This is a genomic window from Nicoliella lavandulae, assembly GCF_037546185.1.
In the GTDB taxonomy this organism is placed as follows: Bacteria; Bacillota; Bacilli; order Lactobacillales; family Lactobacillaceae; genus Nicoliella; species Nicoliella lavandulae.
In genome coordinates this window covers 99,757-126,511 of the sequence record NZ_JAWMWH010000001.1, presented here as the reverse complement: position 1 = coordinate 126,511, position 26,755 = coordinate 99,757, and the positions used below count along the sequence as shown (strand labels likewise).

Below are 26,755 nucleotides of genomic sequence, written 5' to 3'. Positions count from 1 at the left end.
TTATTTACTTATTATCTTACCACTTTTTAATCTTTTTTGTGAACCCATGGGATGTTTAATGTTGATTGATTAGTATTCAATGTGTACTTAACGCCCATCGTGCCCCGAACCGTCATGGATAGGTCGGTCGCATAAATAACTAGCCCTAATTGCCGACCAGCAGGAAGGGTGTAGTAAGTGGGTTGGAGCTCAAAATCTAGTGTGTAGTATTGACCCGCTTTTAAATCGTCAACGTGATAACTATTTTGCCGGTTTTGCATGTTAATATGCCCAATCGTGATCATTTTGTAATCGGTAGGGAGACTTTGCAGTTTGAATTCGCGTAAGTCATCCTTGGTCCATTGATACCCAGCGTTAATGGCGTTGGGCGCAAGCATAACTGGACTGGTGGAAAGTCGTTTGGCCTTTCCGTAGTCAATGAGCATGGCACTAATTAATCCGATATTGTGATCAGATGCAACGCTTAAGTTGACCCGCACCTTTCCATTAATGGTATTTTCAGTAGTGAGTGGGTTCGTTTTGAACAGGAGCCGTGTGGATTGAATGGGGCTATTAACATTATTTACTAGGTCGTCCATCCATTCATTGTATTGTCCAGTTCCTTCATGTTTAGTGTATTCCGCTAATTGATCAGCAGATAGTTGATCAACAAATGATGGAGTGATGTCGCCGGGATGGGTGCTAAATTTGGTTTGATCTTGTAGCGGTAACGCTTGCCAATTAGGGGCTGCTTCCCATTTAGGAAGTTGATGCCAGGTTTCTGGTTTAACGTTATCTTGAATCACCACCGGTGGAATTAAATCATTCGCCTGGTTAGGAATTTCTAATAGTTTATTACTTAGCCATAGGTTCATCATGTCGGTGAAATCAAGGGATTGGAAGTTATTGATGTTGATGTGTTGACCTTGATGCAAGAAAAGCTTAGTAGTAACGGGAACGGATTGTAGTGCCTGGTATAGTTTTTCCACGTTACGTGGTTTTACGTTCCAATCATTGAGCCCGTGAACTAGGACCATGTCGGCTTTAATGTTTTGAACATCCTTTAAATAGTTACGAGCATCCCAGAATTGGTTATAATTACCAGTTTGCCGGTCTTGATCCTTGGTAAGCGCAGCGAGTTGTTGGTCCCACTTAGCCTTGATGCGGTGATAGTCACCGGCCCGTTGTGCGCGACTAAAGGTTTCTTCGGCTAATACGTCGGCATCTTCACCTTGGAAGCCCCCCGGGGCAACTACTAGGCCGTTTTCTCGGTAGTAATCGTACCAACTAGAAATTGCAGCTTCTGAAATACAAGTCTTAAGTCCTTCAACACCGGTCGTAGCAGCAGCGGTTTGCAGCGTTCCTAAGTATGAACGCCCAGTCATCCCAATGTGGTGATTGGACCACCAAGCATCAATGCGGACTTGACCATCGTGATTGGTATAAGCATTACGTTTCCCATCGAGCCACTCAATGATGGCAGTGGTAGAAAGGGTTTCTGCTCGATCACCAGTAGTTCTTAGGCCGTCTGAATCCTTAGTACCAATTCCAGCGGCATAGACAACGGCAAAGCCGCGGGCTAAAAAGTAATTATTTAATGTGTATCCCCAACCATTTTGGAAGTGTTCTTCAGCGTGTTTTACGGTTTGGACGTTCCCAGAACGTTTATCCGGTAAGTCTTCTTCAGTAGGCTTACTTTCAATGTCTGAGTATTGATAGTTATTGGGTTGTTTACGGGCAATGGGATGGTTAACGGGGTGGGTCAATTTAGCGCCTGCTTTATCGTTGGTCCCTTGATTGTATGGACTAGCGGTGAATAAGATTGGCACCTTTAATCCGGTCTCAGTTTCTTGGGGGCGAATGATTTCCGCCTTTAGTAGGTCCCGTTTGTCATCGTGATCAGTATCTAAATCAGATTCAACATAGACGACTTCACGAATTAATTGATCAGTGTTAAACACTGGTTGGGCCTTACCATTAAAGATAAGGGGTTTCGTTAAGTGATTAAATTGTGCAAAGTACCCATCCCCAGCAAGCACGTCTAAGTAGGTTTGACCGACCTTGGTGTGGGTATTTAATAGGAGGTACCACGCTCTAATGATGGCTTCTGTATCAAATTCTTGGTCGGCAGTTTCGTGAATTGGGAGGTTGAATTTCTGCATGGTTTCAAGTGATTCATCTAGTTTGAAATCTTCATTCGTTTGAAACCCCAGGAGTTGTAGTGCAATATTGTAAAATTGCTGTTGGGTAACGGTATGGGCGTGATTAAAGAATTCACGGGCATCTTGATTGGCATCCACCATAATGTCAGCTAATGCGATTTTCTGGCTTGCCGTAGAATGATAATTTAATAGCGTCTTTGTTAGCAAACTGTGCAATAATTGAACTGACTCGTATTTTTCGTTCTGTTGATCGAGAAACTGGATTGCATGTAGTTCAGCAATCATTTGGTTTAAATTAGTGGGAACAATGGCAAATTGATGGTTTTTCATCTAAAAACCTCCTATGATTTGTTATAATTAAAGTATATATTATCAAAATTATGAAATAAAAATGAGAAAATAACAACTGAAAGGATGAATTAATTATGAAAACTGAATTAGACGGTGGGGCAATTGTTTACCGAATGGTTGATAATCATCCGGAATACTTATTGTTAAAGAGTGCCAGTGCTGACTTTTGGGGCTTCCCAAAGGGGCATCTAGAAGGCAATGAAGATTTTGAAGCGGCTGCCATTCGTGAAACTAAGGAAGAAACTAATTTAGACATCACGTTAGATACGAATTTTAATTACGATTTGGAATATGATATGAACAATGGGCACCACAAGACGGTTAAGTTCTTTGCCGCACTAGTTCCTGCTGATTCAATTATTACGCGCCAGGTGGCTGAAATTAGTAATTATGGTTGGTTTGATTATCAACAAGCACGTAAGCAATTAACCTTTGATAACTTAAAGACGTTGATGGATGCTGCTAATAAATACATTTCTGAACGATAGGGTGATTAATTATGAATAATATGGTATTAGTGATTACTGGTGCAGCCGGGAGTGGTAAAACAACCCTTTGCAAGTATCTTTGTGAACATTATCATCTGCCTAAAGTAGTGACTCATACCACAAGGGCACCCCGGACGGGAGAACAAAACGGTGTGGATTATTACTTTGAAAACGATGCTAGTTTTGCTCGTAAACATTTTTTAGAGTCCGTCCATTACGCCGGTGCGCAGTATGGTTCTTCAATGGAAGGACTGCAGGCTGCATGGCAAAAGGCTCCATTAGCGTGTATCGTATTGGATACGAAGGGCGCTGTCGAATACTTAAAGCAATTAGGGAATCAAGTCGCGGTCCTATTTTTAACGATTGACGTAGGACCCAATAGTTCAGAAGCACTGCGCAAACGAATGGAAGCCCGGGGGGACGACCCTGTTAAAATCAAGATGCGGGTCAAAAGTGCTGAATACGCACGCGACCAACAATTACCATCAGCGCTAGTTGGCCATGCGGTGGTAATTAAAAATAACGAATTAAAACAAGCGAAACAACAAGCAGATCAGTTCATTGAACAATTATTAGCAAAGTTACAATAAAAGTTATCAATCTTTAAACTTTCCTTAACCGTTTCTTTATCAATGTCTGATACACTGGTTGTTACTAATTTTAGAAGCGGGATGATTTTGAATGGATAAACGAACACCGCCGTTGATTACGCCGTTTGCAATTCTATCGATTGCATTGGCAATGAGTGCGGTTAACATCGTTAATAATAAGGTTACGAATACGAATGAAGGTGCACCAGTGCGTACTTCTGAAGTAGGTGGCTTTAATAAACCTAGTAATAACGATAACAGTGCTAAAAAGCCAAGTGACGATAAGGACAAGGGCAAAGATAACAGTAGTAGCCAATCGAAAGATAGCAGTAGTGACAGTAGTAGAGATGACAGTAGTAAAAATAGCGATAATAGTAGCAGTAGTCACTCTGATAATAATAAGGATAAAAGTGATAGTAGCAGCAGTGATAAGACATCCTCTGGGAAGGACGATCAATCAGCCGCTAGTTCCAGTAATGATGATGGTGATAAAACTGCAAGCAGTAGTAGCGATAGTTCACAATCAAGTAATAATAGCAGCAGTAGCAGCAGTTCAGACGACAATCAGGATAATTAAGGAGGGCTAATTTAATGTTTACTTTTTTAGATGCAGTTAATCAGTACCTCGGGTACATTAATTTTAGTCCTAAATTAAAAAATCGTATTTACACGATTGTGGGTGGACTAGCTAATTTCTACTTATTTTACGTTGCCGTAAAGTTCTTGAAGAATCACATCTGGCTTCAAGGGGTCGGCTTTTTAGTCGCGGCAACGGTGTTATTGTACTTTTTATTTTTAAATATCGTATATTATTTTACGGAACGACGGGCGCCATTTGATATTTCACCTAAGGTGGAAAAGTTATTCGGTATTAAGCCCAGACAAGCAGCTGCAGGGGTTTCGATCAAACCCGTCATTGATGATATTCAAAATCCTCGGCAAATTCCGCTCGATGGGTTTTATGATCCGAAACACGTGTTACCTGCTAAGCTCAATAGTAGCGAGCTAGAATTAAAGAACATTGACATGATTGCTCATGATATGTTGACGAATGAACTAATGACTGATAACTATGCTGGACTAAGCGAACACGATTTATTAAACTACTTACAACAAAGTCGCAAACCGGCATATGCAATTTGTGCCGGGGCGTTGATTCCACACTTTAGTTTAAAGCTAGAAGCTGGTAACTACGTAGCCTATGCAGGGATTAATCAAGCCCACTTACTGCGGGTGGGAATTATTGAACGAGTAGGACTACAATCAATTCGCAGCATTAATCCACAACGGGTCCAATTATTTGCTGCGGCCGCAATTATGGTCGGTGGTAATTCCAAAATTAATGGTCGTGCCGGTACGGTCGATCAAGAACAACCCTATCGCATTCAGATGCGAATTGCGTTTAAACGCTAAAAAAAGAAGGATCAATTCCGTTCAACGGAGGTTGATTCTTCTTTTTTATGCTTGGACGTATTTAGCGAACCGGTGTAGTTCATTTTCAGGCATTTCAACGGTCAGTTGGGTTCCTGAATCCAAATATTCAGTTTTAAGGACGGTAGCGCGTTCGTTTAACTCAGCAACGATTTGGCCGTCACTAAATGGAATTAATAATTCCTTCGTCACGTAGTTCTTAAAGACTTGTTCTTTGACCATCGCTACTAATTCATCGATGGATTTGGGATCCTTAGCCGACATAATTAAATTATTGCCTTCGCGAAATGGAAAATGGCTGTCGGTTAAGTCTGCCTTATTCATAACCGTGATCATGGGGATGTTAGGGACCCCAATTTCCTTTAGCGTTTGTTCAGTAGTGTTCATCATTAATTGCCTATCTTCATCTGAATAATCGACTACCTGTACTAATAAATCAGCACTAGCAGCTTCAGCCAAGGTAGAGCGAAATGCACTTACTAATTGGTGGGGAAGCTTGCTAACGAATCCAACGGTATCACTGATCAATAATTTTTTATTATCAGGGAAAGTTAGGCGTCTAACGTTAGTATCTAGGGTGGCAAAGAGCATGTTTTTAACCATCACTTGCTTATCTGCTTCCCCGAATCGTTCGAGCAACTCGTTCATAATGGTGGACTTACCAGCATTAGTATAACCTACCAACGCAATCGTTGGAATTTGATTTGCTTCACGTTGTTTTCGTTGGGTTTGATCAGACTTTTGAATTTGTTTTAATTCATGTTTGATGTGGGAAATTTGGTTTTGAATCGTCCGTCGGTTTAATTCGTATTGGGATTCACCAGAACCACGACTAGTAAAGCCACCGCCCCCAGCACCAGTTTGTTGGTCTAGGCGTTGACTAGCACTGGTGTGCAAACGAGGGAGTTGGTATTGTAACTTGGCTAATTGGACCTGGAGCTTGGCTTCATGGGTCCGCGCCCGGTTAGCAAAGATTTCCAAAATCAAACCAGTTCGATCGATAATTTTAGCTTGGGTTTGCTTTTCTAAATTCCGGATCTGACTAGGGCTTAGTTCATCGTTAACAACGACGGTGCTAACGCCATCATCAGCAAGGACGGTCGCTAATTCTTGGACTTTCCCCTTACCAAAGTAAGTCGCTGCATCGGTATGGTCGGTTTTTTGAACGAGGGTCTCAGTAACGGTCATGTTATTAGCAGTAACCAGGTTATTGAGCTCATCCATTGAGTAATCAAAGTGTTTATCCTTGATGTTCAATCCAATCGTAACCACTGGGGTTGGTTGAATTTCAGTTGATGATTTTTCCATTTAGAACCTCCTAAATAAAACTATTATTAACTATTTTAAGCTATTTCTGCGAATTTGCCTAATGATAGCTAGTAATCGGTGGTCAATTATTTGATTTTCAGCTCAAATCCACTTATGATAGCTACTAATTAATTTTGGGGGTGTTGATAATGAATAATCGGATTGAGAAGGTACGGGCTACGATGAAGGCGAAGCGAATGGCGGCTTTGATCGTGACGAACCAATTTAACTTGATTTATTTAAGTGGCTTTCATGGTTTGGCGGGGGATGGGTGCATGGTCATCACTAAGCAGCATGCCGTTTTAATTACGGATAGCCGCTATGAAACTGAAATGAAAGTCAAATTAGCTAATACTGACATTGAACTGGTAATTACTCGGGATTATTATCAAGCAGCTGCTGAACAATTGCATGAAAATGAATCGCCAGTTGGTTTTGAAGATTCATTAGATTTTGCTACATATCAACGACTGGCAACGTTGTTTGGCAACCGGCTGCAGGCTACTAATCAATTGATTGAAACGATTCGGTTCGTAAAGGATGATGCAGAAATTCAAACGTTAACGAAAAGTGCTGAACTAGCAGATGAATCATATGCAGCTTTATTAAACTATGTTCATGCTGGATTATCGGAACGGGATGTGGAACGGTTTTTATATGATTGGTTGACTAGTCATGGGTCTAGTAAACCAAGTTTTGATACAATCGTGGCTAGTGGCTATCGTTCAGCATTACCACATGGTGGAGCAACTAATAAGTTGATTCAATCAGGTGAATTAGTAACCGTTGACTATGGATTTTACTATGACGATTATACTTTTGACATGACGCGAACCTTTGCGGTTGGTGATCCAGGAGCAGAGCTAAAACAAGCATATGCAGTAGTCCAAGAAGCACAGACTAGGATGATTGCGGCAATGCATAGTGCGGCAATTGGCAAGGACGTTGATGCGGCTGCCCGTGATTTTATTAAAGAACAAGGATATGGTGAATACTTTGGTCATGGTAGTGGTCATGGAATTGGCCTAGACATCCATGAAGGTCCTATTCTAGGCCCTAATCAAACCCAACAAATTTATGATGGTTATGTAATGACGGCTGAACCAGGAATCTATCTTCCTGGCAAGGGTGGCATCAGAATTGAAGATGATGTTTTGATCAAGGGAACGGCATATGAATTGTTGACCCATAGTAACCGAGAATTGATCATTATTAAATAATTAGCTGTAAAATCGTAATTAAATTAAAATTAGTTACGATTTTTTTGTTTACATGCTAATGGTGCTAAAGCGCGTGTTCTTAACTTTTTGTAAGCATTAATCATGAAAACAATTCACCTTTGATTAAAAATAAATGTGAAAAGGTATTGATTTTAATCTAATATTAATTTAATATTAGACTCAATTAATATTTTTAAACATATTTAACTATTAAGTTAGTTAAAACAGGGGGAGTTCATATGAAGTTAAAGACGTTAGCAAAGGTCGGTAGTGTTACACTAGTTACCGCCCTTGGATTAGCTGCCTGTGGGAGTAGCAATAGTAGCTCACAATCAGGTAGTACCAAGACCTTAAATTGGCAGGAATCAGCCAATTTACCAACTCTTGATCCATCTAATGCTACTGACCATATTAGTGCTGAAACACTAAATAATAGTAACGAAGGACTATTAATGGTTGGTAAGGATAACAAGATTGAACCAGGAGTTGCTAAGAGTTATACAGTTTCAAAGGATGGGAAAACATATACGTTCAACCTTCGTAAGTCAAAATGGAGTAACGGTTCAGAAGTTACCGCTAAGGACTTCGTTTATGGAATTCAAAGAACTGCTAATCCAAAGACTGCTTCTCAATATTCATACTTATTAGACCATGTCGCAAACTATGAAGCTGTTTCTAAGAAACAAATGCCAGTTTCATCATTAGGGGTTAAGGCCGAAGGTAACTACAAGTTAGTAATTACCCTCTCCAAGCCACAAAGTTACTTCAAGTACATTGCTTCAATGACACCACTTTATCCACAATCACAAAAAGTGGTTGAAAAGTACGGTAAGGCTTATGGAACTAAGAGTGCTGACCAAGTATACAACGGTCCATTCAAGGTAACCGGTTGGACTGGAACTAATGATAAGTGGACATTAACTCGTAACAAGTACTACTACAACAATAGTAAGACTAAGTTAGATAAGATTAACTTTATCGTTTCTAAGGATGCTGGAACTACATTGAACCAATACCAAGCTGGTAAGTTTGATGTTGCGACATTATCTGGTAAACAACAAGTTAATAACTTCAAGAATTCACCTGAATTACATGAATTGCCACAAGCTGCTACTTTCTATCTAGAAATGAATCAAAAGAGCAATCCTGTATTGAAGAATGCTAACATTAGAAAAGCAATTTCATTATCATTAGACCGTAAGTCACTTACTAGTGATGTTTTAGGTGATGGATCATTCCCAGCTAAGGGATTAGTACCAACTAAGTTATCATCATACAAAGGAACCGACTTCGCTGATGCTTCTGAAAGTAAAGATGCTACTGCTAATGACGTTTCTTACAACTTAACTGAAGCTAAGAAGTACTGGGCTAAGGGACTTAAAGAAGTAGGTAAGAAGAGTGTTAGTTTAACTCTACTTGCTGATGATACTCCTGCTGGTACAAAGACAACTGAAGCACTACAAAGTAACCTTACTAAGTTACCTGGATTGAAGATTACTAACCAAAACCTTCCATTTAAGACACGTTTAAGTTACTCACAAAGTGGTAAGTTTGACTTAGTTGTTAGTGCATGGATTGCTGATTACCCAGATCCAATTACTTTCTTAGACCTATTTACTTCTGACAATGCTTACAACAATGGTCACTGGAAGAATGCTAAGTACGACCAATACATTAACGAAGCTGAAGGCAAGAATGCTAATAATGCTGGCGAACGTTGGAAAGATCTTGTAAATGCTGAAAAGACATTAATGTCAGATGATGGAATTGTTCCATTGTATCAACAAGTTCAACCACAAGTTCGTAAGGATAAAGTTCAAGGACTTGAATACTCCACCACTGGTGCTGGATTTAACTTCCGTGACGCATACCTTAAGTAGACGTTATTATTAATACTAGCAAAAAGTAATATCATCCAATGGTATTACTTTTGCTGTTTATAGATTGATTATTAACACAGATTGTGAGGAGATTTAATGGTAAAGTACCTAAGTAAGCGGATCTTTTACCTCATTTTAACTTTATTCATCGTTACCACCATTACGTTTTTCATGATGAAGTTAATGCCTGGGACACCGCTAACGAACCAAGAAAAATTATCACCATCTGAAATTCAGATGATTTATAAGCAATACGGATTGGATAAGCCAGTTTGGGCACAATATTTATCCTATCTAGGTGGCGCCATCACTGGTAACTTTGGAACATCATTCCAATTCAGTGATCAACCAGTTTCATATTTAATTTCTAGTCGGATCGGGGCTTCATTACAATTGGGGATTCAAGCCATGGTTATTGGAGTGCTAGCCGGAATTGTCGTTGGTGCCATTGGAGCCATCAAGCGGAACACATGGGTAGATACTACGACTACCATTATTTCTATTTTAGGGGTATCCGTTCCTTCATTCGTGTTGGCAGTCTTACTCCAAAATTGGTTCGGACTTCAACTACGGTGGTTCCCAATTGCTGAATGGGGTGGCCCAATTTACACCGTATTACCAACCCTAGCATTAGCAGCATTACCATTTGCTGAATCAGCTCGATTTATGCGGACTGAAATGATCGATGTTTTGAACTCTGATTACATCGAATTAGCAAAGGCCAAGGGACTCGGTAAAACTGGGGTTATCTATCACCATGCATTAAGAAATAGTTTAATTCCATTGGTAACGATCGTGGGACCATTGGCCGTTAACATCATGACTGGATCAATGGTTGTGGAAAACATCTTCTCCATTCCTGGGATTGGGGAACAATTTGTTAAGTCCGTGTTGACTAATGACTATCCAACCATCATGGGATTAACGATTGTTTATAGTTTCATGCTTTGTGTGGTGTTATTATTAACTGACATTGTTTATGGAATTATCGATCCAAGAATTAGAATTACAGGAAAGAAGGGTTAATAGATGGCAGATAAACAACAACAATTACCAGCAGATGCGTTTGACCGCTTACCAGATGGTGCGCATCTAGATAGTGAAAAAATTGCTGCGCCATCACTTACTTTCTTACAAGACTCTTGGCGTCGTTTAAAGCAAAATAAAGCCGCAATGGTTTCACTAGTTATTTTAATTATTTTATTTGTATTAGCTTTTGGCTCAATGATTTGGTCACCAGCTAATCCAAACGCAACGAACCCCAGTCATGCTAACTTACCACCACGGATTCCATTCCTTGAATTTATTCCAGGATTAAATGGAACGTTGGTCCAAAGTGGCACGAGAGTGGATGCTTATGCGCAAGCCCACATTGCAAATGGGGTTAACTACTGGTTAGGAACTGACTACTTAGGTCGGGACTTACTATCCAGAATCCTATACGGGACGCGGATTTCATTAATTATCGCATTAGTTGCAACTTTCTTTGATTTAACCATTGGAATTGCCTACGGATTAATTTCCGGAATGAAGGGCGGTACTACTGATAGTGTTATGCAACGGATCATTGAAATTATGCTTTCAATTCCAAACTTAGTGGTTATGGTACTTTTGATCTTAGTATTAAAACCCGGTATGACTGCAATTATCATTGCCATTGCATTTACTAGTTGGATTAATATGGCTCGGCTAGTACGGGCACAAACCTTGGAACTTAAGGACCAAGAATTCGTATTAGCAGCTCGGACACTGGGTGAAAGTCCCTTCAAGATTGCGGTTAAGCATTTATTGCCTAACTTAACTAGTGTGATCATTATTAATACGATGTTCACGATTCCAAACGCAATCTTCTTCGAAGCATTCCTTTCCTACATTGGGATTGGAATCTCAGCACCAAAGGCTTCTCTTGGGACTTTGATCAATAATGGACAACAAAACTTCCAGTTCTTACCATATCAAATGTGGGGACCTGCAATCGTGTTGATCCTATTGATGATTGCCTTCAATATCTTAGGTGATGGAATGCGGGATGCCTTCGATCCAAAATCTAGAAAGTAGGTGCCAATTTACGATGGAAAACCAAAATGATGTTCTTGAAGTACGTAACTTAAAAGTAAATTTCGATACTTACGCTGGTGAGGTCAAGGCCATTCGTGACGTTAGCTTTGATTTGAAGAAGGGTGAAACCCTTGCGATCGTTGGTGAATCTGGTTCTGGTAAAACGGTAACCACCAGAACGATTATGGGCTTGATGGCCAATAACGCTAAGATTGCTGGCGGAAGTATTAAATATAAAGATCAAGACTTGTTGAAGATGAGTGAAAAAGAATTAAGTGGATTACGTGGTAACGAAATCGCTGAAATTTTCCAAGATCCAATGACTTCACTGGATCCAACGATGCGCATTGGACGACAAGTAGCAGAACCCTTAATGATTCATCAGGGGTTGGACAAGAAAACTGCTATGGATAAGGCATTAAAGATGCTTAAACTAGTGGGTATTACTAACGCTGAAGCACGAATCAATGACTTTCCTCACCAATTCTCTGGTGGGATGCGGCAACGGATCGTGATTGCAATTGCATTGGTTAACAATCCAGAAATTATTATTGCTGATGAACCAACGACCGCCTTGGATGTTACCATTCAAGCTAAGATCCTTGATTTAATGAACGAATTGAAGACTAAAATTGATACTTCAATTATCTTTATTACCCATGATTTAGGGGTCGTTGCTGGGATGGCTGACCGGGTGGCAGTTATGTATGCCGGTGAAATTGTGGAATATGGAACGGTTGATGAAATCTTCTATAATCCAAAGCACCCATATACTTGGGGCCTTTTGAACTCAATGCCAACGGTGAATACGAAGAGCTCAACACTACCTTCAATTCCAGGAACGCCACCTGATTTATTGGATCCACCTAAGGGAGACGCATTTGCGCCCCGGAATCCATACGTTCTAAAGATTGATACTTTAGAACAACCACCGTTCTTTAAGGTTTCAGATACACACTATGCAGCAACCTGGTTATTAGATAAGCGGGCACCAAAGGTTACACCGCCCGAACAAATCGTTGAACGCCAAAAGATTTATGCTAAATTAAAGGGTATCTCCCTCGAACAAGTTCAGAATGGTGGTGAGTAATGATGGAAAATAAAGATGCGCCTGTAATTTTAAACGTAGAGCACTTAAAGCAATACTTTAATATTACGAAAAAAGATGCCGTTAAAGCGGTCGATGACATTAGTTTTCATATCTATAAGGGTGAAACCTTTGGATTAGTTGGTGAATCTGGTTCTGGAAAGACTACCACTGGTCGAGCAATCATCCGTCTATACAATCCTACTGATGGTAAGATTACCTTCGAAGGTGAAGATGTATCCAAATTAAAGGGTAAACAACAATGGCAAAAATTCAGACGTGACATTCAAATGATTTTTCAAGATCCATATGCATCCTTGAATCCACGGATGAAGGTTCGTGACATTATCGCGGAAGGTATTGATATTAACCATTTAGCTAAGGATGAAGCCGACCGAAACCAACAAGTAGATGAACTATTAGAAACCGTTGGGTTAAGTAAGGATCATGCTACCCGGTACCCACATGAATTCTCTGGTGGACAACGGCAACGGATTGGGATTGCGCGGGCTTTAGCTGTTAAGCCTAAGTTTATCATTGCTGATGAACCAATCTCAGCCTTGGATGTTTCAATTCAAGCCCAAGTAGTTAACCTATTGAAGGATTTACAACGCAAGCGAGGATTAACATATCTCTTCATTGCTCATGATTTATCAATGGTTAAATACATCAGTGATCGCATTGGGGTAATGCACTATGGCCGAATGTTAGAAATTGCTGATGCTGACGAGTTATACAAGCATCCATTGCATGATTACACCCGTAGTTTATTATCATCCGTTCCATTCCCAGATCCTGAATATGAACGGAAACGTAAAGTAATTGAATATGATCCTAGTCAAGAAAGCGATGGTAAACAACGTTCAATGGTCGAGATTGCTCCTGGCCACTTCGTTAGTGCTGCTGAAGATGAAATTCCTAAGTATAAAGAACGCTTGAAGGAAACACCATTATTTGAAGACTAGCTAAAAAAATAACCGTAATTTAGATTACGGTTATTTTTTTTGAACTCATCGAGATAGTGGTTTGACTATAATAAAAAATGGTTGCATTTTCGTGCTGATATTATTAGTATTTTAGGGTAGCGAATTTTTTATAGTGGGATGGGCTTAATTTGTACAAAATTATTAAACGTCTTATTTGGCATTAATTAATAATTAATAAATGTTTAGTTAATTTTAATGGGATTAAAATTAATTCTTTATAATGGTTAAAAAAAACCTGGTTACGTTGTATAATATAACTTATAAGACTTTACTGAATTCGGTGTTTATTTAAAAAGCCTCGTTTTTTTATTTACATAAAAAAGGAGATACTGAAGATGAAATATAATAAATTTGAATATAAAAAAATAAATGAAAAGAAAATCATGAAAAAGGTGAAAAGAAACTGGGTAGTAGTCTCAATATCAGTTATTGGAGTACTAGGCACTGGTTTTACATACCAAGATACTGTTCATGCTGCTGTTCAAGACAATTATGGAAACAACAGTAGTCAAAGTACCGCAAACAGTAGTGGGTCTGATAGCTCGTCCGCTGCGAGTTCTTCTGCAAGTAGCTCATCTAATACTAGCAGTAATTCAGCTAGTGATAGTAGTGATGTGACCAGCTCCAGTAGCAACACTACAAGTGATAGTTCTTCATCTAGTAATAGTAATGATGATAATCAAAGTAACAGTAATGCTACATCTAACACAAATACATTAGTTATTAATAATGTAAATCCATTTAGTAGTGGCAGCAGTATTGCTTCTTCTACTAATAATTCATCAAGTGCTGATTCTAGCTCATCTAATAGCTCGAACGCTCAATCATCATCAAGCAATAGTTCATCAAGTAGCTCGTCTAGCGCAAGTGCAAGTGATGGACAACTTTCTGCTTCAATTGCTAGTTTAAGTAGCGCTTCTTTACTAGCATCTGACTTAACGGTGTCTAATCGGATGGAAAATGAATTTTCTAATGTGCAAAGCATGCAAAGTTCTTTGTCTGAATACTTATCTAATTTTGCTAGTACAGCTTCTTTGTATAGCAGTTCTTATCAAAATGTAGATTCATATAATAGCCAAGCTGCTTCAGTTGTTAATTCATTTTCTTCAATTAACTCTAATGTAAGATCTATATATGCTGACTCTTTAGCTACAAGTGTTGCATCATCAGTTAATGATATTAAAGATTTAATTTCATCAATGCAATCTGGTTATGTTACATTTAGTGCATTTGCAAGTAGTGCAAATGCAGTGGTTATGTCGTGGACAAGTGGCAGTTCATCTGCTGACGAAAGCTACATGAGTAGCACAGTTCAATCCTACAATGATTCAGTTAATTCCTATATTAGTGCATTTAGTAATTATATGGCTAGCGTAAGCTTGGCATCTAATTCTATTGTTGGAAATCTTTCTTCAATGAACTATGTTGCTAGTAATGCGCTTGCTATTTATAACTATTATCATAATGGGTCATATGGAGCAATTGCTGCAGCATCTTCAGCTGTAAGTTCATTATCTTCAAGTCCTAATTTAGACTATAATTCTGTTAATAGTTACTATGGAAGCATTGCATCGTCATATTCTCATAGTATTGCATCATATTTATCAAATTATAAAAGTTCTACTAGTAGGTTTAGTAGCCTAAGTAATGAATATAGTGCTTACATTAATAAAAACGTATACGGCAATCAATTTTCAAATAGTAGTTTAGAATCTTATTTTGTGAATGCAAATAGTGCTATTTCCACTGGTAGTTCTAGTGTTAGTTCACTTTCAAATAATGTATCTGGTATTTTAAGTGATTTAGGATATTCTTCTGCTAATAATTATACTTACATTAGTTCTCTTAGTTCTGCGGTTTCAGGATTATTGAGCGCAGCACAGTCTCGTTTTGGTGGTGCAATTAATAGTCTTAATTCTGCTAACGATCCTAAAAGTATTGCAGATGTGGTTAATAATGCACAAAATGAAATTAATTCTTATAATAGTACAGCATCTGTTTATGCAACTTTACTTAATAAAGCTAGTGGGCAAAAGGAAGCTTTAGTATATTGGCCAAGAGTAAGTCAAGATTCTTTTGATGCTTCGCCACTTGGATCTTCAGCTATCGACTCATATTCTTCTTTAATCAATAGTATTGCCAGTTCAATAGCTTCAACCTATTCTAATGCAGCTACTACAGCAAACTCCAATGCACAATCTATGTATAATGTTACTCAATCGCTATATAGTAGTGTTAGCGCTTCTTCAGTTTCTATAGCTTCATCAAGTGCATCAGCTCAAAATTCAATTACTAATTCAATTAATCCTGCGCAAAGTGAATTAAGTTCGCTAAGTAGTAGTTATCCAAATAATTCGATTGTTAATTCAGCTTATACTGTAGCAAGTAGTGCTTCTAATGCTGCAAGCGTAGCATCATCTGATTTAAATCGTCAGTCTTCTAATGCATCCAGTGCATCATTAAAAGCCGTATCGTATGCTTCCCAAGCATCAAGTGCTTCTTCTGCTGTGTCTTCTTACGCAAATGATTTAAGTGCAGCAATTAGCTCAGTTAATACAGCTGCTACATTAGGAAATACAAGTTCAGCTGCTGCAGAAATGTCATCCGCAAGTGTTGCTCAATCTAATATGAATATAGCATTAAGTGCGGCTTCTACAGCATTATCATTAGGTACTTTAGAATCCTCTGCAGCAAATCTAGCAAGCCAACAAGCTTCAGCTCTATCTTCTGCAATCTCCAGCTATGCAGTCATTGCATCGTCTGCAGCTAAAGTTGCAATTGACAATGCTAATAGTGCAAATAGCGATGCAAATGCAGCTGCATCCGCTGCATCATCAGCTGCGTCTTCTGCTAAGTCTGCCGCATCTGATAGTAGTAGTGCTGACTCTGATTCGAAATCTACATCATCAGCAAGTAGTGCAGCTAATGAATCTGCATCTAAGGCAGCAAGTGCTGCATCATCTGCTAGTGATGCTAATAGTATTGCGGCATCAATTGCAAGCAAATATCCAAATGATTCGTCTGTGGCCAATAATGCTAAGGATGCTTCATCCGCTTCATCCGCTGCATCTAGTTATGCAAACATTGCTTCATCCGCTGCATCCACTGCTTCGTTAAATAGTAGTAAAGCTAATTCAGCCTCTCAAGCTGCATCAAGTGCTGCTTCATTGGCATCAGATAATGCATCATTAGCTTCTAAAGCAGCGTCAGATGCAGCATCTGCAGCTGAAAAGGGTGATTCATCAGCAGCTGCAGCCGCTAGAAGTTCCGCAGATCAAGCGTCAAGTGCAGCTGCTACCGCTTCAGCAAAGGCAAGTAGTGCTGCTAAGGATGCAGCAGACGCTTCCAGTGCTGCTAGTTCTGCAAATAGTGCCGCTAATTCTGCAAATAGCGCTGCTGCAAGTGAAGCAAATAAGGCTAGTTCCGCTGCTTCAAATGCAATTGATAATGGTAATCATAGTGATGCTAATTTTGCATCAAGTGCAGCAAATAGAAATAATTCTGCAGTTAGTGCTATTGCTAATAGCGTTAATAGTGATAAGTCAAGTGCAGATTCGGCATCAGCTGCAACTAGTAGTGCGTCTTCACAAACAGGAAGTGAAGCGTCGAGTACAAATTCAGCATCGGCTGCAATCGCTAGCTTAGGGAGTAACAATAGTGGCAATCCAGATGTATCAAGTGCATCTTCGGTAATTGCTTCAGCAAACTCGCTTGCTTTATCTGCATCATCAGATGCTGCTAGTGCTTCAAGTATTGCATCTAGTGCTAAATCAGCTGCTGACACTGCAGCTAGTGTATTTAGTAATCAGTCAAACGCTGTATCTTCTGCAAATAGTCTTGCTAGTTCATATGCTACTTTAGCTAGTTCAGCTACTGGTTCATCAGCAGCATCTTATGCTAACTCGGCAGCTAGTGCCGCTGCTCAAGCATCAATTGCTGCAAGTAATGCTAATTCAGCATCTGCTGCGGTTAATGCAGCTGCTCAAAGTGCCATTAGTGCTGAACAACGAGCCAAAAGTGATCAAGCTGTAGCAAGTAGTGCTGCTGTCGATGCATCTAATGCGGCTAAATCTGCATCAGATGCAATCAGTAATGCAATTGCTAATAACAGTGCAGCAGTTAGTTCAGCAAATAGTGCGATTTCATCAGCAAGTAGTGCGGTCGCAAGTGCATCATCAGATGCTAACAATGCAAGTAAATCCGCGAATACTAATTCTAGTGCCGCTAATAATGGAAGCGTAATTGCTAGTTCTGCCGCTAGTCAAGCTAACTTAGCTTCAAAAACTGCATCTACCGCAGCTTCTAACAACCCTGGTAATTCAGCAATCGCATCGGCTGCTAGTGCTGCTTCCAGTGCTGCTTCACAAGCTAGTTCAGCTAATTCAGTTGCTAATTCTGCTTCTAAGGTAGCTTCTAGTGCTTCTGATGTTGCTTCTAGTGCTAGTTCCGCTGCTTCCAGTGCTGCACAAGAATTAAGCAATGCTTCCAGTGCTGCTGCTAGTGCATCTGCTGCTTTAAGTTCTGCCATCAGCGCACAGAATAGCGCTGCTGCTTCCAAGGCAGCTAGTGATGCTAGTTCTGCTGCTTCACAAGCTAATGCTGCCTCCAAAGCTGCTTCATCTGCTGCATCTGTAGCTAATTCAGCTAATTCTATTGCCTCAAGTGCTGCTAGTGCTGGTACTTCCGCCGCATCAACGGCTAGTTCAGCTAATTCAGTTGCTAGTGCTAATGCCTCCCAGGCTAATAGCATGGACAGTACCCATCCTGTTAATCCATCTTCAACTGCATCGTCTGGAAATAGTGTTACGTCATCTGCTTCAAGCACTGTTGCTAGTGCAACTAGTAAGACGGTATCACTTGTCTCATCAACTTCTGTTTCGGCATCGAATGCAGATAGTTATGCAAAAGATGCTAGTACTGCTAATTCTGTAGCTTCAAGTGCGGCTGATCAAGCTAATAGTAAGACAAATTCAATTGCCGACTTGGCTTCTAAGTATCCTCAAAACAGTGTTGTTTCGAGTGGATTATCTGCTGCTAGCTCGTATAATGCAATTGCTTCATCTGCTGCATCTGCAGCGTCAAGTGCAAATATCATTGCCCAATCTGAAGGTGCAATCGCTAGCTCAGCATCTGTTGAAGTTGCTCAACAAAATTCAATTGCTTCATCAGCAGCTAAAACTGTAAGTTTAGCTTCCGTTTCTGCTGCTTCAGCTTATACAAATCATGATTATCATCTTGGTGATCAACTAGTTAACAACGCTTCTCAAGCTGCTTCAGATGCAATTAGCGCACAGTCTGCAGCTCAAGTAGCTGCAGATGCTGCTAATAGTGCAGTAAGTTCAGCTTCTAATGCTGCAACTTCTGCTAAGTCTGCATCATCTGCAGCGTTATCTGCAAATGATGCGATTACTTCAGTAACTGCTAGTGTAAGCGATAATGTTAATGCTGGAAGTAATTCTGCTAGTGCTGCCTCCAGTGCCGCAAGTAAGGCTAGTGATGATGCAAGTAATGCAAGCAAGGCTAATAGTGGTGTATCCAATGATGCATCCAACGTAAGTAGTGCTAATTCAGCATTGAGTAGTAATGCTTCGCAAGCATCAAGTAATAATAGTAATGCAAGTAAGGCTGCTAGTGAGGCAAGTTCTGCTAGTTCACTTGTGCCTAATGATTCTAACGTAAGTAGTGCTGCGAATACCGCAAAATCTGCTGCTAGTGAAGCAAGTTCTGCTAACAATACCGCTAGTTCTGCTAACAATACTGCTAGTTCCAACACTGCTGCTGCTTCTAAAGCAAGCAGCGATGCTTCCAGTGCCGCTAGTCTTGCCTCAAGTGCGGCTAGTGCTGCCTCAAGTGCTGCTAAGGCCGCATCGGACGCTGCATCCAAAGGTGATAATTCTACTGCGTCAGTTAATAACTCTACTGCCTCAAGTGCCGCTAGTTTAGCAAGTTCTGCTAATAGTACAGCCAATTCGGCAAGTAAAGATGCTAGTAATGCAGCTAGTGCTGCATCTAGCGCTGCTAGTTTAGCAAGTTCTGCTAATAGTACAGCAAGTTCTGCAGCATCTACCGCTAGCTCAGCTGCATCAAATGCGCAATCAATTGCTGCTAGCCTATTACCATCTAATACGTCATTAAATGCATCACGAGCTTCAGATGCTGCAAGTAATGCCGTTGTTCATTCAAACAATGCTAATGATTATGCAAGTGCGGTATCATTAGCTAGTTCAGTAGCATCAGCGAAAAGTAGTGAAGCTAGTTTATCAATTAGCTCGGCTAATAGTGCTACAAGTACTGCTGCATCAATCGCTAGTGTTAATTCTAATAATAGTGCAATTAGTAGCCTTGCAAATGAAGCTTCAAGTAATGCTAGTCTTGTAAATTCTGCTAACACGGATGCATCAATTGCTTCTAGTCAGGCTAGTTCAGCTAAGAGTGCTTTCAATGATGCTACTTCATTAGCAAGTTCTGCAGTCAGTGCTGCCAATCATTTTGCTTCAATCGCTTATAGTAATGAATCAGTTGCAAATTCTGCCTTGAGTGATTCAAGTAATCCTTCTGCATCTTCTATTATTAGTTCAGCTACCAAAGCCATTGCTTCAGCAGCCGATTCAGTTGCTTCGGCAAATTCGAATGCTGCTCAAGCGGAAATCGATGCAAGTACGGCCGCTTCAAATGCATCCAATGCTGCTAACAGAGCTACTAATGATTCTGTAATTGCAAGTAATGCTGCTCAAGCTGCTAGTAAGAATGCTAGCGCAGCTGCTGCAATTGCCACAGCTGGTAGTTCGGCAAACTCGATGGCAAATAGTGCATCTAGCGCCGCATCCAGTGCTGCTGCTAACACTGCCAATTCTAATTCAAGTAGTAGCAGTCTAGCTAGTTCTATTGCTGACAATGCTTCCAGTGCAAATAGCACTTATAACTCTGCAAGCAGTATGGCTAGTTCGATTAATTCCGTTGCCAGTGCAGTTGCTTCAATGGCAAGCAATCATCCAAGCGACTCAGCACTTCAGTCTGCACTAAGCAGTGCGAATGCAGCTGCTTCCAGTGCAAATTCGCTCGCTAATTCCGCCTCGAGTGCTAATGCAGCAATTCAATCAGCAAATAGTTTAGCTGCAAGTGCATCTAATACTATTTCAAGCGCAAATTCGATTGCTAATTCTGCAGCTGCTCAAGCTCGTGCTGCAAGTTCAGCTGCCTCAAGTGCAGTTGCGGCTGGTGATACTGCAACGGCATCGAGTGAGGCTAATGTTGCTAGTTTGGCTGCAAGTACTGCAAGTTCTGCAGCTGCTACTGCTAATAATGCTTCGAGTGCGCTAAGTGATGTTCCTAATACTGTAAGTTCAGCTAACAGAGCTCTAAATTCTGCAAATAGCAGTATGAGCTCAGCTACTCAAAGTGCTTCGAGTGCTGCTAGTTTAGCTTCGTCTGCTGATTTATCTGCAACAATTTCATCTGCTAATTCAGTATTTAGCAGTGCTGCCAGTGCCGCTAGTTCAGCTACATCCAATGATCCATTTGGTAATAGTTCAGCAGTGGCTAGTGCTATGAGTTCAGCATCAACAGCACTTGCTGGTGCTGAATCAGCGGCTCAATCTGCTGCTAGCTCAGCTGTGCCAAATTCATCAGCTGTTGCTAGTGCAGTAAGTAATATTAATTCTGCGGTTTCTGCTGCAGAGTCAGTTGCCAATTCTGCATACAACGGATCGTTCAATGATAATCCAGCATCTAGAGCCGCTATGGACTCTGCAGTTGCAAGTCAAGCAGCTGGCAGCGCTAATAATAGTGCTAAGAGTGCTTTTAATGCAATGGGAACTGCTGAAAAATATGCTAGTTTGACTGCTGATTTAGCTAGCCAATACTCAATGCTACCATCATTATCATCATATGCGAGTGATGCAGCTAGTGCTCATGGCCAAGCAGTATCAGCTGCGAGTGATGCTAATAATGCTAATAATGTCGCAGCTGATCAATCAAGCGTTGCAGCATCTGCAGCATCTGCAGCTGCTTCGTTACAATCACAAGCTTATTCAGCCGCTGCTAGTCATGACATGACTACTGCTAAGTCATATCTTGCAAGTGCTCAAAGTGCTGCTGATGTGGCTAGTGTAGCCGCAGCGCTTGCTGGAAGTGCATCATCCAGTGCAAATAGCCTAAATAATATTGCTCAAAGTGCTAGCACAAAAGCTGAATCTGATTATAATGCTGCCTCATTTGCTGCTAATAGTTATTCAGCAGATAACCCAAGTTCCAGTAATTCCAATTCTGGAAATAATGGAACGCCAAGCTCTAGTCCTAGTTCTAATTCTAATTCAAATGTTCCTGCTAGTTCTAGTTCCAATAGTGCTACTAATAGCAATGCTTCAGGGACACCATACGTTCCATCTTCATCTTCAAATGGCTCTAGTAGTGCTGCTAATTCCGAATACAATGCAGGACTTAAGGCTGGCTATCGGACCACTTCATTGTCACGTAGCAGTCTTCGTGGTAAGTCTAAACAATATCAAAATGGATATATTGAAGGGTTCAATAGACGCCTAAAGAAGAAGCCACTTCATATTCAAGTTATTAATAATATCTACAAATATGATAAGTCAAGCTTTACCAAGAATGGTCGGAAGCAGAAGTTAACCCGTCAAATTCGAGCAAAACAACAACAATTCAAGGTTCTTGGCGTTAAACTTTCGAAGGCTGGTCGGGTTCGTTACATTGTTAAGGGCGGTTATGTAACTGCTAATAAGAACTATGTAATGAATGCATATTATCAACCTGCTGATTTGAAGAAATCTAAGGATGGTAAAGTCAAGGTAATCAATTCAAAGGGTGTTTACACTTATAAGACTGCTAAGTATCAAAAGAATGCTCGAATTAAGTTGCTTAAGAAGAGTGATCGGACTACTTATAAGGTTAATAAGGCATTCCCATACAAGACGATTACTAGATTTGAAACTAGTGATAATCATTATCTAACGACTAACAAACGATTTGTGAAGTTTGATGATGAAAAATAATCATTGAATGGGAGTTAATAAATAATTCCATTTAAACAAAAACAAGCGGCATTAGGAAATCCTAATGCCGCTTGTTTTATTATATTGTCATTAAGTTAATTAATAATGTGGTTCTTAATCAATGCGGTTGTAGTATTCAATCGTAGGTTGGTTATCAGTTACGACCATTTTAGTAACGCTACCGTTTCGAATGGGCACTGAAATATCAAAGTCACTGTATTGCTCAGTAATCCAGCGAATAATACTACCGTGAGCAGTAACTAGGACGTTATCGCCATCTTTAGCGTGATCTAAAATTCGTTTTAGCCCTGGTTGGAAGCGTTGTCGAATCATTTCATCACCCTCGGCTTCTTTATAAGGATCAGCAGCCCGAATTAAATCAGCAGTGCCGCCCATCCCAAGTTTTTTAAGCATTGCACCAAAGTCATCTAGTCCGGAGGGACCACCAATGAAATGCCAAGCAGCACCACTGTCGTTACCTTCAAAGTAACCAAAGTTTTCTTCACGAAAGGCTTGGTCTAAAATTGGTTCTTTGATTGAAGTTGGGTTCTTAGCTAAAATGTGGCGGCCGGTATTGGCAGCTCTAGGTAGGTCACTGGAATAAGCAGCATCAAACGTGATATCTTTGAGCCGTTCACCAGCATTGTCAGCATCCGCAATGCCCTTTTTCGTGAGTGGGGCATCAATTAGTCCTTGAATCCGATTGTAAAAGTTTAAAAATGTTTGGCCATGTCTAACAAAATAAATGTTAATAGTTGTCATAATGATCCTCCAATAATCATGATTTAATAACTTAATTTTATCATATTTAAATATAAAGGGAATTAATTGTAATTTAACAGCGCTTTAGTTTGTTATTGGTATGAAATGTGCTAAAATATTTAGTCAAGTTTCGAAGTTAGGAGAATTTAAAATGACCGACTCGATTAAAGAATATGAACAACACCACTTAGATGTGGTTGAAGATGAAATTAGAACGCAAAAGCATAAGTTTGAATTAAGTGTTAAAAAAGCTGAACGTGATGAATCAGCAATTCAAGATAATTTTTACAATGATGTACGGCTTCATTCCGGAACCTATAGTGGATTAATGGACACTTCGGTTTCGATTAGACAACAACAACAGTTATTAGATGAACGGCAAAATAGTTGGAACAACGCCACCGCCCAGGTGGAAAAGTTAAAACGACTAGAAGAACGACCATACTTTGCCCGCATTGATATCCATGAACATGGTGAGGACAAGGATGAAACAATTTATATTGGATTAGCTTCACTTGCTGATAAGCCTGACCACTATTTAATTTATGACTGGCGGGCACCGATTTCGAGTATTTACTACGAAAATAAGTTAGGTGAAGTTAAGTATGCCACTCCAGATGGTGAACAAACGGTAGACGTGAAATTAAAGCGGCAGTTCCAAATTGAAAATGGCAAGATTAAGACCATCTTTGATACGGATGCTGCCATTGGGGATCAATTACTGTTAAATAACCTTAGCAACCAATCCAGTACTAAGATGAAGAGTATCGTAACGACGATTCAACGGGAACAAAACCAAATCATTCGGGATACCAAATCTAACTTGTTATTTGTCCAGGGGGCTGCTGGTTCTGGAAAGACAGCAGCGGTATTGCAACGAATCGCATTCCTACTTTATCGTTACCGGGGGAATTTAAACTCATCCCAAGTGATCCTCTTTTCACCCAACCAATTATTCAATGATTACATCAACCAAGTGCTACCTGAATTAGGGGAACAAAACATGGTTCAGATGACTTATTATCAATATGCTAGTCATCGGTTACCTCATTTAGCGGTTGAAAATCTATCCCAACGGTTCTTGGAAGATAATTCTGGTGAAACTCACAAGCGTAAAATTAACGACTTTAAGAGTAGCTTACAGTATTTCAATGCCGTGACTAAGTATGCTGAACACTTGAACCATGCAGACATGCGCTTTAGAAATATTAAGTTCCAGGGCAATATTTTGTTCAGTAAGGAAATGATCCATGATATTTACTATGGCTTTAATGATAACTATAACTTACGGAACCGGATTGATGGAACACGTGAAGCCCTAGTAAAACGGTTGAACCGCCGGATTAAGTCCGAAATGAAGACCAAGTGGGTGGAAAGCGCCATTCAAAACCTAAGTGATGAACAGCTACGAACGCTTCGGATGGGGCATCCCGAAGAATTTGCTGATCCAGATGAAGAATACCGCTTCTTGGCTAAGCATATTGTAATCGGGGCCTTTAAACGAGTCCACAAGCAGATCATTCACAACCGATTCTTAAGCATTAACCAACAAATCGTCCAGATGTTAAAACAAATGCCTAAATTACTTGATTTAAGCGCTGCTGGGATTGATGATGCCGAATGGCAAACTAGTATTGATGAAACGATTGCTGGCCTTAAGAACGGTCAAATTTCAATGGCTGACGTTTCCCCATACCTTTATTTGTATGATCGAATGACTGGTCGACACGTTAACCGAGATATTCGTTATTTCTTCATCGATGAAGTGCAAGATTACACGCCATTCCAATTAGCATTCCTAAAGTATAGCTTCCCACGGGCTAAGTTCACCCTATTAGGAGATTTGAATCAAGCAATCTTTACCCACGAAAATAGCCAAAGTATGCGTAATGATCTATCGGCGCTATTTGATCCTGAAACAACGCGGGTGATCGAATTGAACAAGTCATATCGTTCGACTGCCCAAATTACCGATTTTAGTAAATACCTATTAGGTCGCAACTCTAAGATCGAATCATTTGCTAGAAATGGGAATTTACCAACGATCGAAGTGACGAAGGACGAACAGGCATCATTAGCCGCCTTACAATCAGTCATTGAACAAGAAGCGGGCGAAACGATCGCAGTGATTGCCAAGACGTTAGATGATTGTAAACACCTTAGCCAACAATTGAATGACCGGGGCGTAAAGAATAACTTACTCCAAACTGAAAACCAACGGCTAACGAATGGGGTATTAGTCATCCCATCCTACCTTGCCAAGGGACTGGAATTTGATTCAGTCGTGATGTGGGATGCATCGAAGCGCCAATATCCTGGTGAAGATGACCGGCAATTAGTCTACACCATTTGTACGCGGGCGATGCATGATTTAACGGTGATTTCAAACGGTGCATTGTCACCACTGTTCAATGATGTCCCTAAGGATCGTTATCAACTCAAGCAGTAGGAGGAATTATGAGTAAACCAATTAACTACTATTCATTTACTAAGGCACAATGGAGCCAATTCTATCCTGCTAAAACGGAGTCAGTTCCGTTGACCAAAAAGAGTTTGAAGCGGGTCAAGGCGTTCAATGATGAGATTTCATTAAAGGATGTTCGTGACGTCTATATTCCATTAGTTAATTTAATTAAACTACGGACGCAAAGCTTTAACCGATGGCAAGCAACACGAGCAGAGTTTTTAAAACAACCGCCCCGTAAAATTCCATTTATCATTGGGATTTCCGGAAGTGTGGCGGTCGGTAAGTCCACAACGGCCCGATTATTGGAACTATTGTTATCCTATTTCCTTAAAGACCAAAAGATACAATTAATTACAACGGATGGATTTTTATATCCGACCGCAGAATTAAAGCGGCGGGGCTTAATGGAACGAAAGGGCTTTCCAGAAAGCTACGATATGGCACGGCTAATTTACTTTTTAGATAAGGTCAAGGATGGCCAAAAGGATGTTAAGGCGCCGGTATATTCACATGACGTCTACGATGTGATTCCCAACCGTTATGACATTATTGACCGGCCGGATATCCTATTGATCGAAGGAATCAACACGCTTCAACTACCTAGTAATCAACAAATTTACGTTAGTGATTACACGGATTTTTCCATTTATATCGATGCGGACCCTAAGTTAATTGAAAGCTGGTATTTAGATCGATTTAAAAAGCTAATGGACACGGCTTTTTTGAACCCATCTAATTACTACTATGAATATGCAATCGGTGATCGCAAAAAGGCGATTCAAATGGCTAAAAAAGTCTGGCGTGATATTGATCTCCCTAATTTGAATGATAATATTTTACCCACTAGAAGTCGGGCTAATATGATTATCCACAAGGGTGAAAACCACATGATCGATGAGTTATTACTGCGGAAATACTAGAATTTAATTTGACCTCGACCTAGTTTATCGATTATTATAATTAGTAGATTGAAGA

16 protein-coding genes are annotated in these 26,755 nt (G+C 40.1%); 13 read left to right on the top strand and 3 right to left on the bottom strand.

Annotated elements, in window-relative coordinates; all coding sequences use genetic code 11:
- Window positions 1–26: 26 nt before the first annotated feature.
- The gene (locus R4146_RS00655; protein WP_339959541.1) at window positions 27–2,471 is read right to left on the bottom strand and encodes a Xaa-Pro dipeptidyl-peptidase; all 2,445 of its coding nucleotides are present in this window, start codon (window positions 2,469–2,471) and stop codon (window positions 27–29) included.
- Window positions 2,472–2,566: 95 nt separating this feature from the next.
- Here R4146_RS00655 and R4146_RS00650 point away from each other — a divergent pair, with 95 nt between their 5' ends.
- The 4 genes from R4146_RS00650 (at window position 2,567) to R4146_RS00635 (ending at window position 4,983) form a co-directional block, all read left to right on the top strand.
- Window positions 2,567–2,980: a bis(5'-nucleosyl)-tetraphosphatase gene (locus R4146_RS00650; RefSeq protein ID WP_339959540.1), complete on the top strand. Its 414-nt coding sequence runs from the start codon at window positions 2,567–2,569 to the stop codon at window positions 2,978–2,980.
- An 11-nt stretch (window positions 2,981–2,991) separates the two neighbouring features.
- The gene (locus tag R4146_RS00645) at window positions 2,992–3,570 is read left to right on the top strand and encodes a guanylate kinase (protein ID WP_339959539.1); all 579 of its coding nucleotides are present in this window, start codon (window positions 2,992–2,994) and stop codon (window positions 3,568–3,570) included.
- Between the two features lie 91 nt (window positions 3,571–3,661).
- Window positions 3,662–4,147: a hypothetical protein gene (locus tag R4146_RS00640; RefSeq protein ID WP_339959538.1), complete on the top strand. Its 486-nt coding sequence runs from the start codon at window positions 3,662–3,664 to the stop codon at window positions 4,145–4,147.
- Between the two features lie 14 nt (window positions 4,148–4,161).
- Window positions 4,162–4,983: a DUF6681 family protein gene (locus R4146_RS00635; RefSeq protein WP_339959537.1), complete on the top strand. Its 822-nt coding sequence runs from the start codon at window positions 4,162–4,164 to the stop codon at window positions 4,981–4,983.
- A 45-nt stretch (window positions 4,984–5,028) separates the two neighbouring features.
- Here R4146_RS00635 and hflX read toward each other — a convergent pair whose 3' ends face one another.
- On the bottom strand, window positions 5,029–6,309 hold the full coding sequence (gene hflX, locus R4146_RS00630) for a GTPase HflX (protein WP_339959536.1): 1,281 nt from the start codon (window positions 6,307–6,309) through the stop codon (window positions 5,029–5,031).
- A gap of 149 nt (window positions 6,310–6,458) precedes the next feature.
- On the opposite strand from hflX, the gene R4146_RS00625 reads away from it, so the two are divergent.
- The 7 genes from R4146_RS00625 to R4146_RS00595 all read left to right on the top strand — a co-directional run bounded on the left by R4146_RS00625 (window position 6,459) and on the right by R4146_RS00595 (window position 22,551).
- Window positions 6,459–7,529, top strand: coding sequence for a M24 family metallopeptidase (locus R4146_RS00625; protein ID WP_339959535.1), 1,071 nt, complete (start codon window positions 6,459–6,461; stop codon window positions 7,527–7,529).
- A gap of 239 nt (window positions 7,530–7,768) precedes the next feature.
- Window positions 7,769–9,409 carry a peptide ABC transporter substrate-binding protein gene (locus tag R4146_RS00620; RefSeq protein WP_339959534.1) on the top strand — a complete coding sequence of 547 codons (1,641 nt, stop codon included), beginning with the start codon at window positions 7,769–7,771 and terminating at the stop codon, window positions 9,407–9,409.
- A 96-nt stretch (window positions 9,410–9,505) separates the two neighbouring features.
- Window positions 9,506–10,435: an oligopeptide ABC transporter permease gene (gene opp3b / locus R4146_RS00615; protein WP_339959533.1), complete on the top strand. Its 930-nt coding sequence runs from the start codon at window positions 9,506–9,508 to the stop codon at window positions 10,433–10,435.
- 3 nt (window positions 10,436–10,438) lie between these two features.
- On the top strand, window positions 10,439–11,467 hold the full coding sequence (locus R4146_RS00610; RefSeq protein ID WP_339959532.1) for an ABC transporter permease: 1,029 nt from the start codon (window positions 10,439–10,441) through the stop codon (window positions 11,465–11,467).
- A 13-nt stretch (window positions 11,468–11,480) separates the two neighbouring features.
- Entirely contained in the window at window positions 11,481–12,557 is a 1,077-nt protein-coding gene (locus tag R4146_RS00605) for an ABC transporter ATP-binding protein (RefSeq protein WP_339959531.1), read from the top strand.
- 2 nt (window positions 12,558–12,559) lie between these two features.
- On the top strand, window positions 12,560–13,519 hold the full coding sequence (locus R4146_RS00600; RefSeq protein WP_339960618.1) for an ABC transporter ATP-binding protein: 960 nt from the start codon (window positions 12,560–12,562) through the stop codon (window positions 13,517–13,519).
- Window positions 13,520–13,875: 356 nt separating this feature from the next.
- Complete coding sequence (locus tag R4146_RS00595; RefSeq protein ID WP_339959530.1) at window positions 13,876–22,551, top strand: DUF5776 domain-containing protein; 8,676 nt, start codon at window positions 13,876–13,878, stop codon at window positions 22,549–22,551.
- Between the two features lie 114 nt (window positions 22,552–22,665).
- On the opposite strand, the gene R4146_RS00590 is transcribed toward R4146_RS00595, so the two are convergent.
- The gene (locus R4146_RS00590; RefSeq protein WP_339959529.1) at window positions 22,666–23,313 is read right to left on the bottom strand and encodes a histidine phosphatase family protein; all 648 of its coding nucleotides are present in this window, start codon (window positions 23,311–23,313) and stop codon (window positions 22,666–22,668) included.
- Between the two features lie 151 nt (window positions 23,314–23,464).
- On the opposite strand from R4146_RS00590, the gene helD reads away from it, so the two are divergent.
- Both helD and coaA read left to right on the top strand, forming a co-directional pair.
- Window positions 23,465–25,762, top strand: coding sequence for an RNA polymerase recycling motor HelD (helD, locus tag R4146_RS00585; RefSeq protein WP_339959528.1), 2,298 nt, complete (start codon window positions 23,465–23,467; stop codon window positions 25,760–25,762).
- Between the two features lie 8 nt (window positions 25,763–25,770).
- On the top strand, window positions 25,771–26,700 hold the full coding sequence (coaA, locus tag R4146_RS00580; RefSeq protein WP_339959527.1) for a type I pantothenate kinase: 930 nt from the start codon (window positions 25,771–25,773) through the stop codon (window positions 26,698–26,700).
- The last annotated feature ends 55 nt before the right edge of the window (window positions 26,701–26,755 follow it).

Excerpts from the sequence above, each read along its gene's own strand:
- R4146_RS00655 (WP_339959541.1), bottom strand. The coding sequence starts at position 2,471 with ATGAAAAACCATCAATTTGCCATTGTTCCCACTAATTTAAACCAAATG.
- R4146_RS00650 (WP_339959540.1), top strand. The coding sequence starts at position 2,567 with ATGAAAACTGAATTAGACGGTGGGGCAATTGTTTACCGAATGGTTGAT.
- R4146_RS00645 (WP_339959539.1), top strand. The coding sequence starts at position 2,992 with ATGAATAATATGGTATTAGTGATTACTGGTGCAGCCGGGAGTGGTAAA.
- R4146_RS00640 (WP_339959538.1), top strand. The coding sequence starts at position 3,662 with ATGGATAAACGAACACCGCCGTTGATTACGCCGTTTGCAATTCTATCG.
- R4146_RS00635 (WP_339959537.1), top strand. The coding sequence starts at position 4,162 with ATGTTTACTTTTTTAGATGCAGTTAATCAGTACCTCGGGTACATTAAT.
- hflX (WP_339959536.1), bottom strand. The coding sequence starts at position 6,309 with ATGGAAAAATCATCAACTGAAATTCAACCAACCCCAGTGGTTACGATT.
- R4146_RS00625 (WP_339959535.1), top strand. The coding sequence starts at position 6,459 with ATGAATAATCGGATTGAGAAGGTACGGGCTACGATGAAGGCGAAGCGA.
- R4146_RS00620 (WP_339959534.1), top strand. The coding sequence starts at position 7,769 with ATGAAGTTAAAGACGTTAGCAAAGGTCGGTAGTGTTACACTAGTTACC.
- opp3b (WP_339959533.1), top strand. The coding sequence starts at position 9,506 with ATGGTAAAGTACCTAAGTAAGCGGATCTTTTACCTCATTTTAACTTTA.
- R4146_RS00610 (WP_339959532.1), top strand. The coding sequence starts at position 10,439 with ATGGCAGATAAACAACAACAATTACCAGCAGATGCGTTTGACCGCTTA.
- R4146_RS00605 (WP_339959531.1), top strand. The coding sequence starts at position 11,481 with ATGGAAAACCAAAATGATGTTCTTGAAGTACGTAACTTAAAAGTAAAT.
- R4146_RS00600 (WP_339960618.1), top strand. The coding sequence starts at position 12,560 with ATGGAAAATAAAGATGCGCCTGTAATTTTAAACGTAGAGCACTTAAAG.
- R4146_RS00595 (WP_339959530.1), top strand. The coding sequence starts at position 13,876 with ATGAAATATAATAAATTTGAATATAAAAAAATAAATGAAAAGAAAATC.
- R4146_RS00590 (WP_339959529.1), bottom strand. The coding sequence starts at position 23,313 with ATGACAACTATTAACATTTATTTTGTTAGACATGGCCAAACATTTTTA.
- helD (WP_339959528.1), top strand. The coding sequence starts at position 23,465 with ATGACCGACTCGATTAAAGAATATGAACAACACCACTTAGATGTGGTT.
- coaA (WP_339959527.1), top strand. The coding sequence starts at position 25,771 with ATGAGTAAACCAATTAACTACTATTCATTTACTAAGGCACAATGGAGC.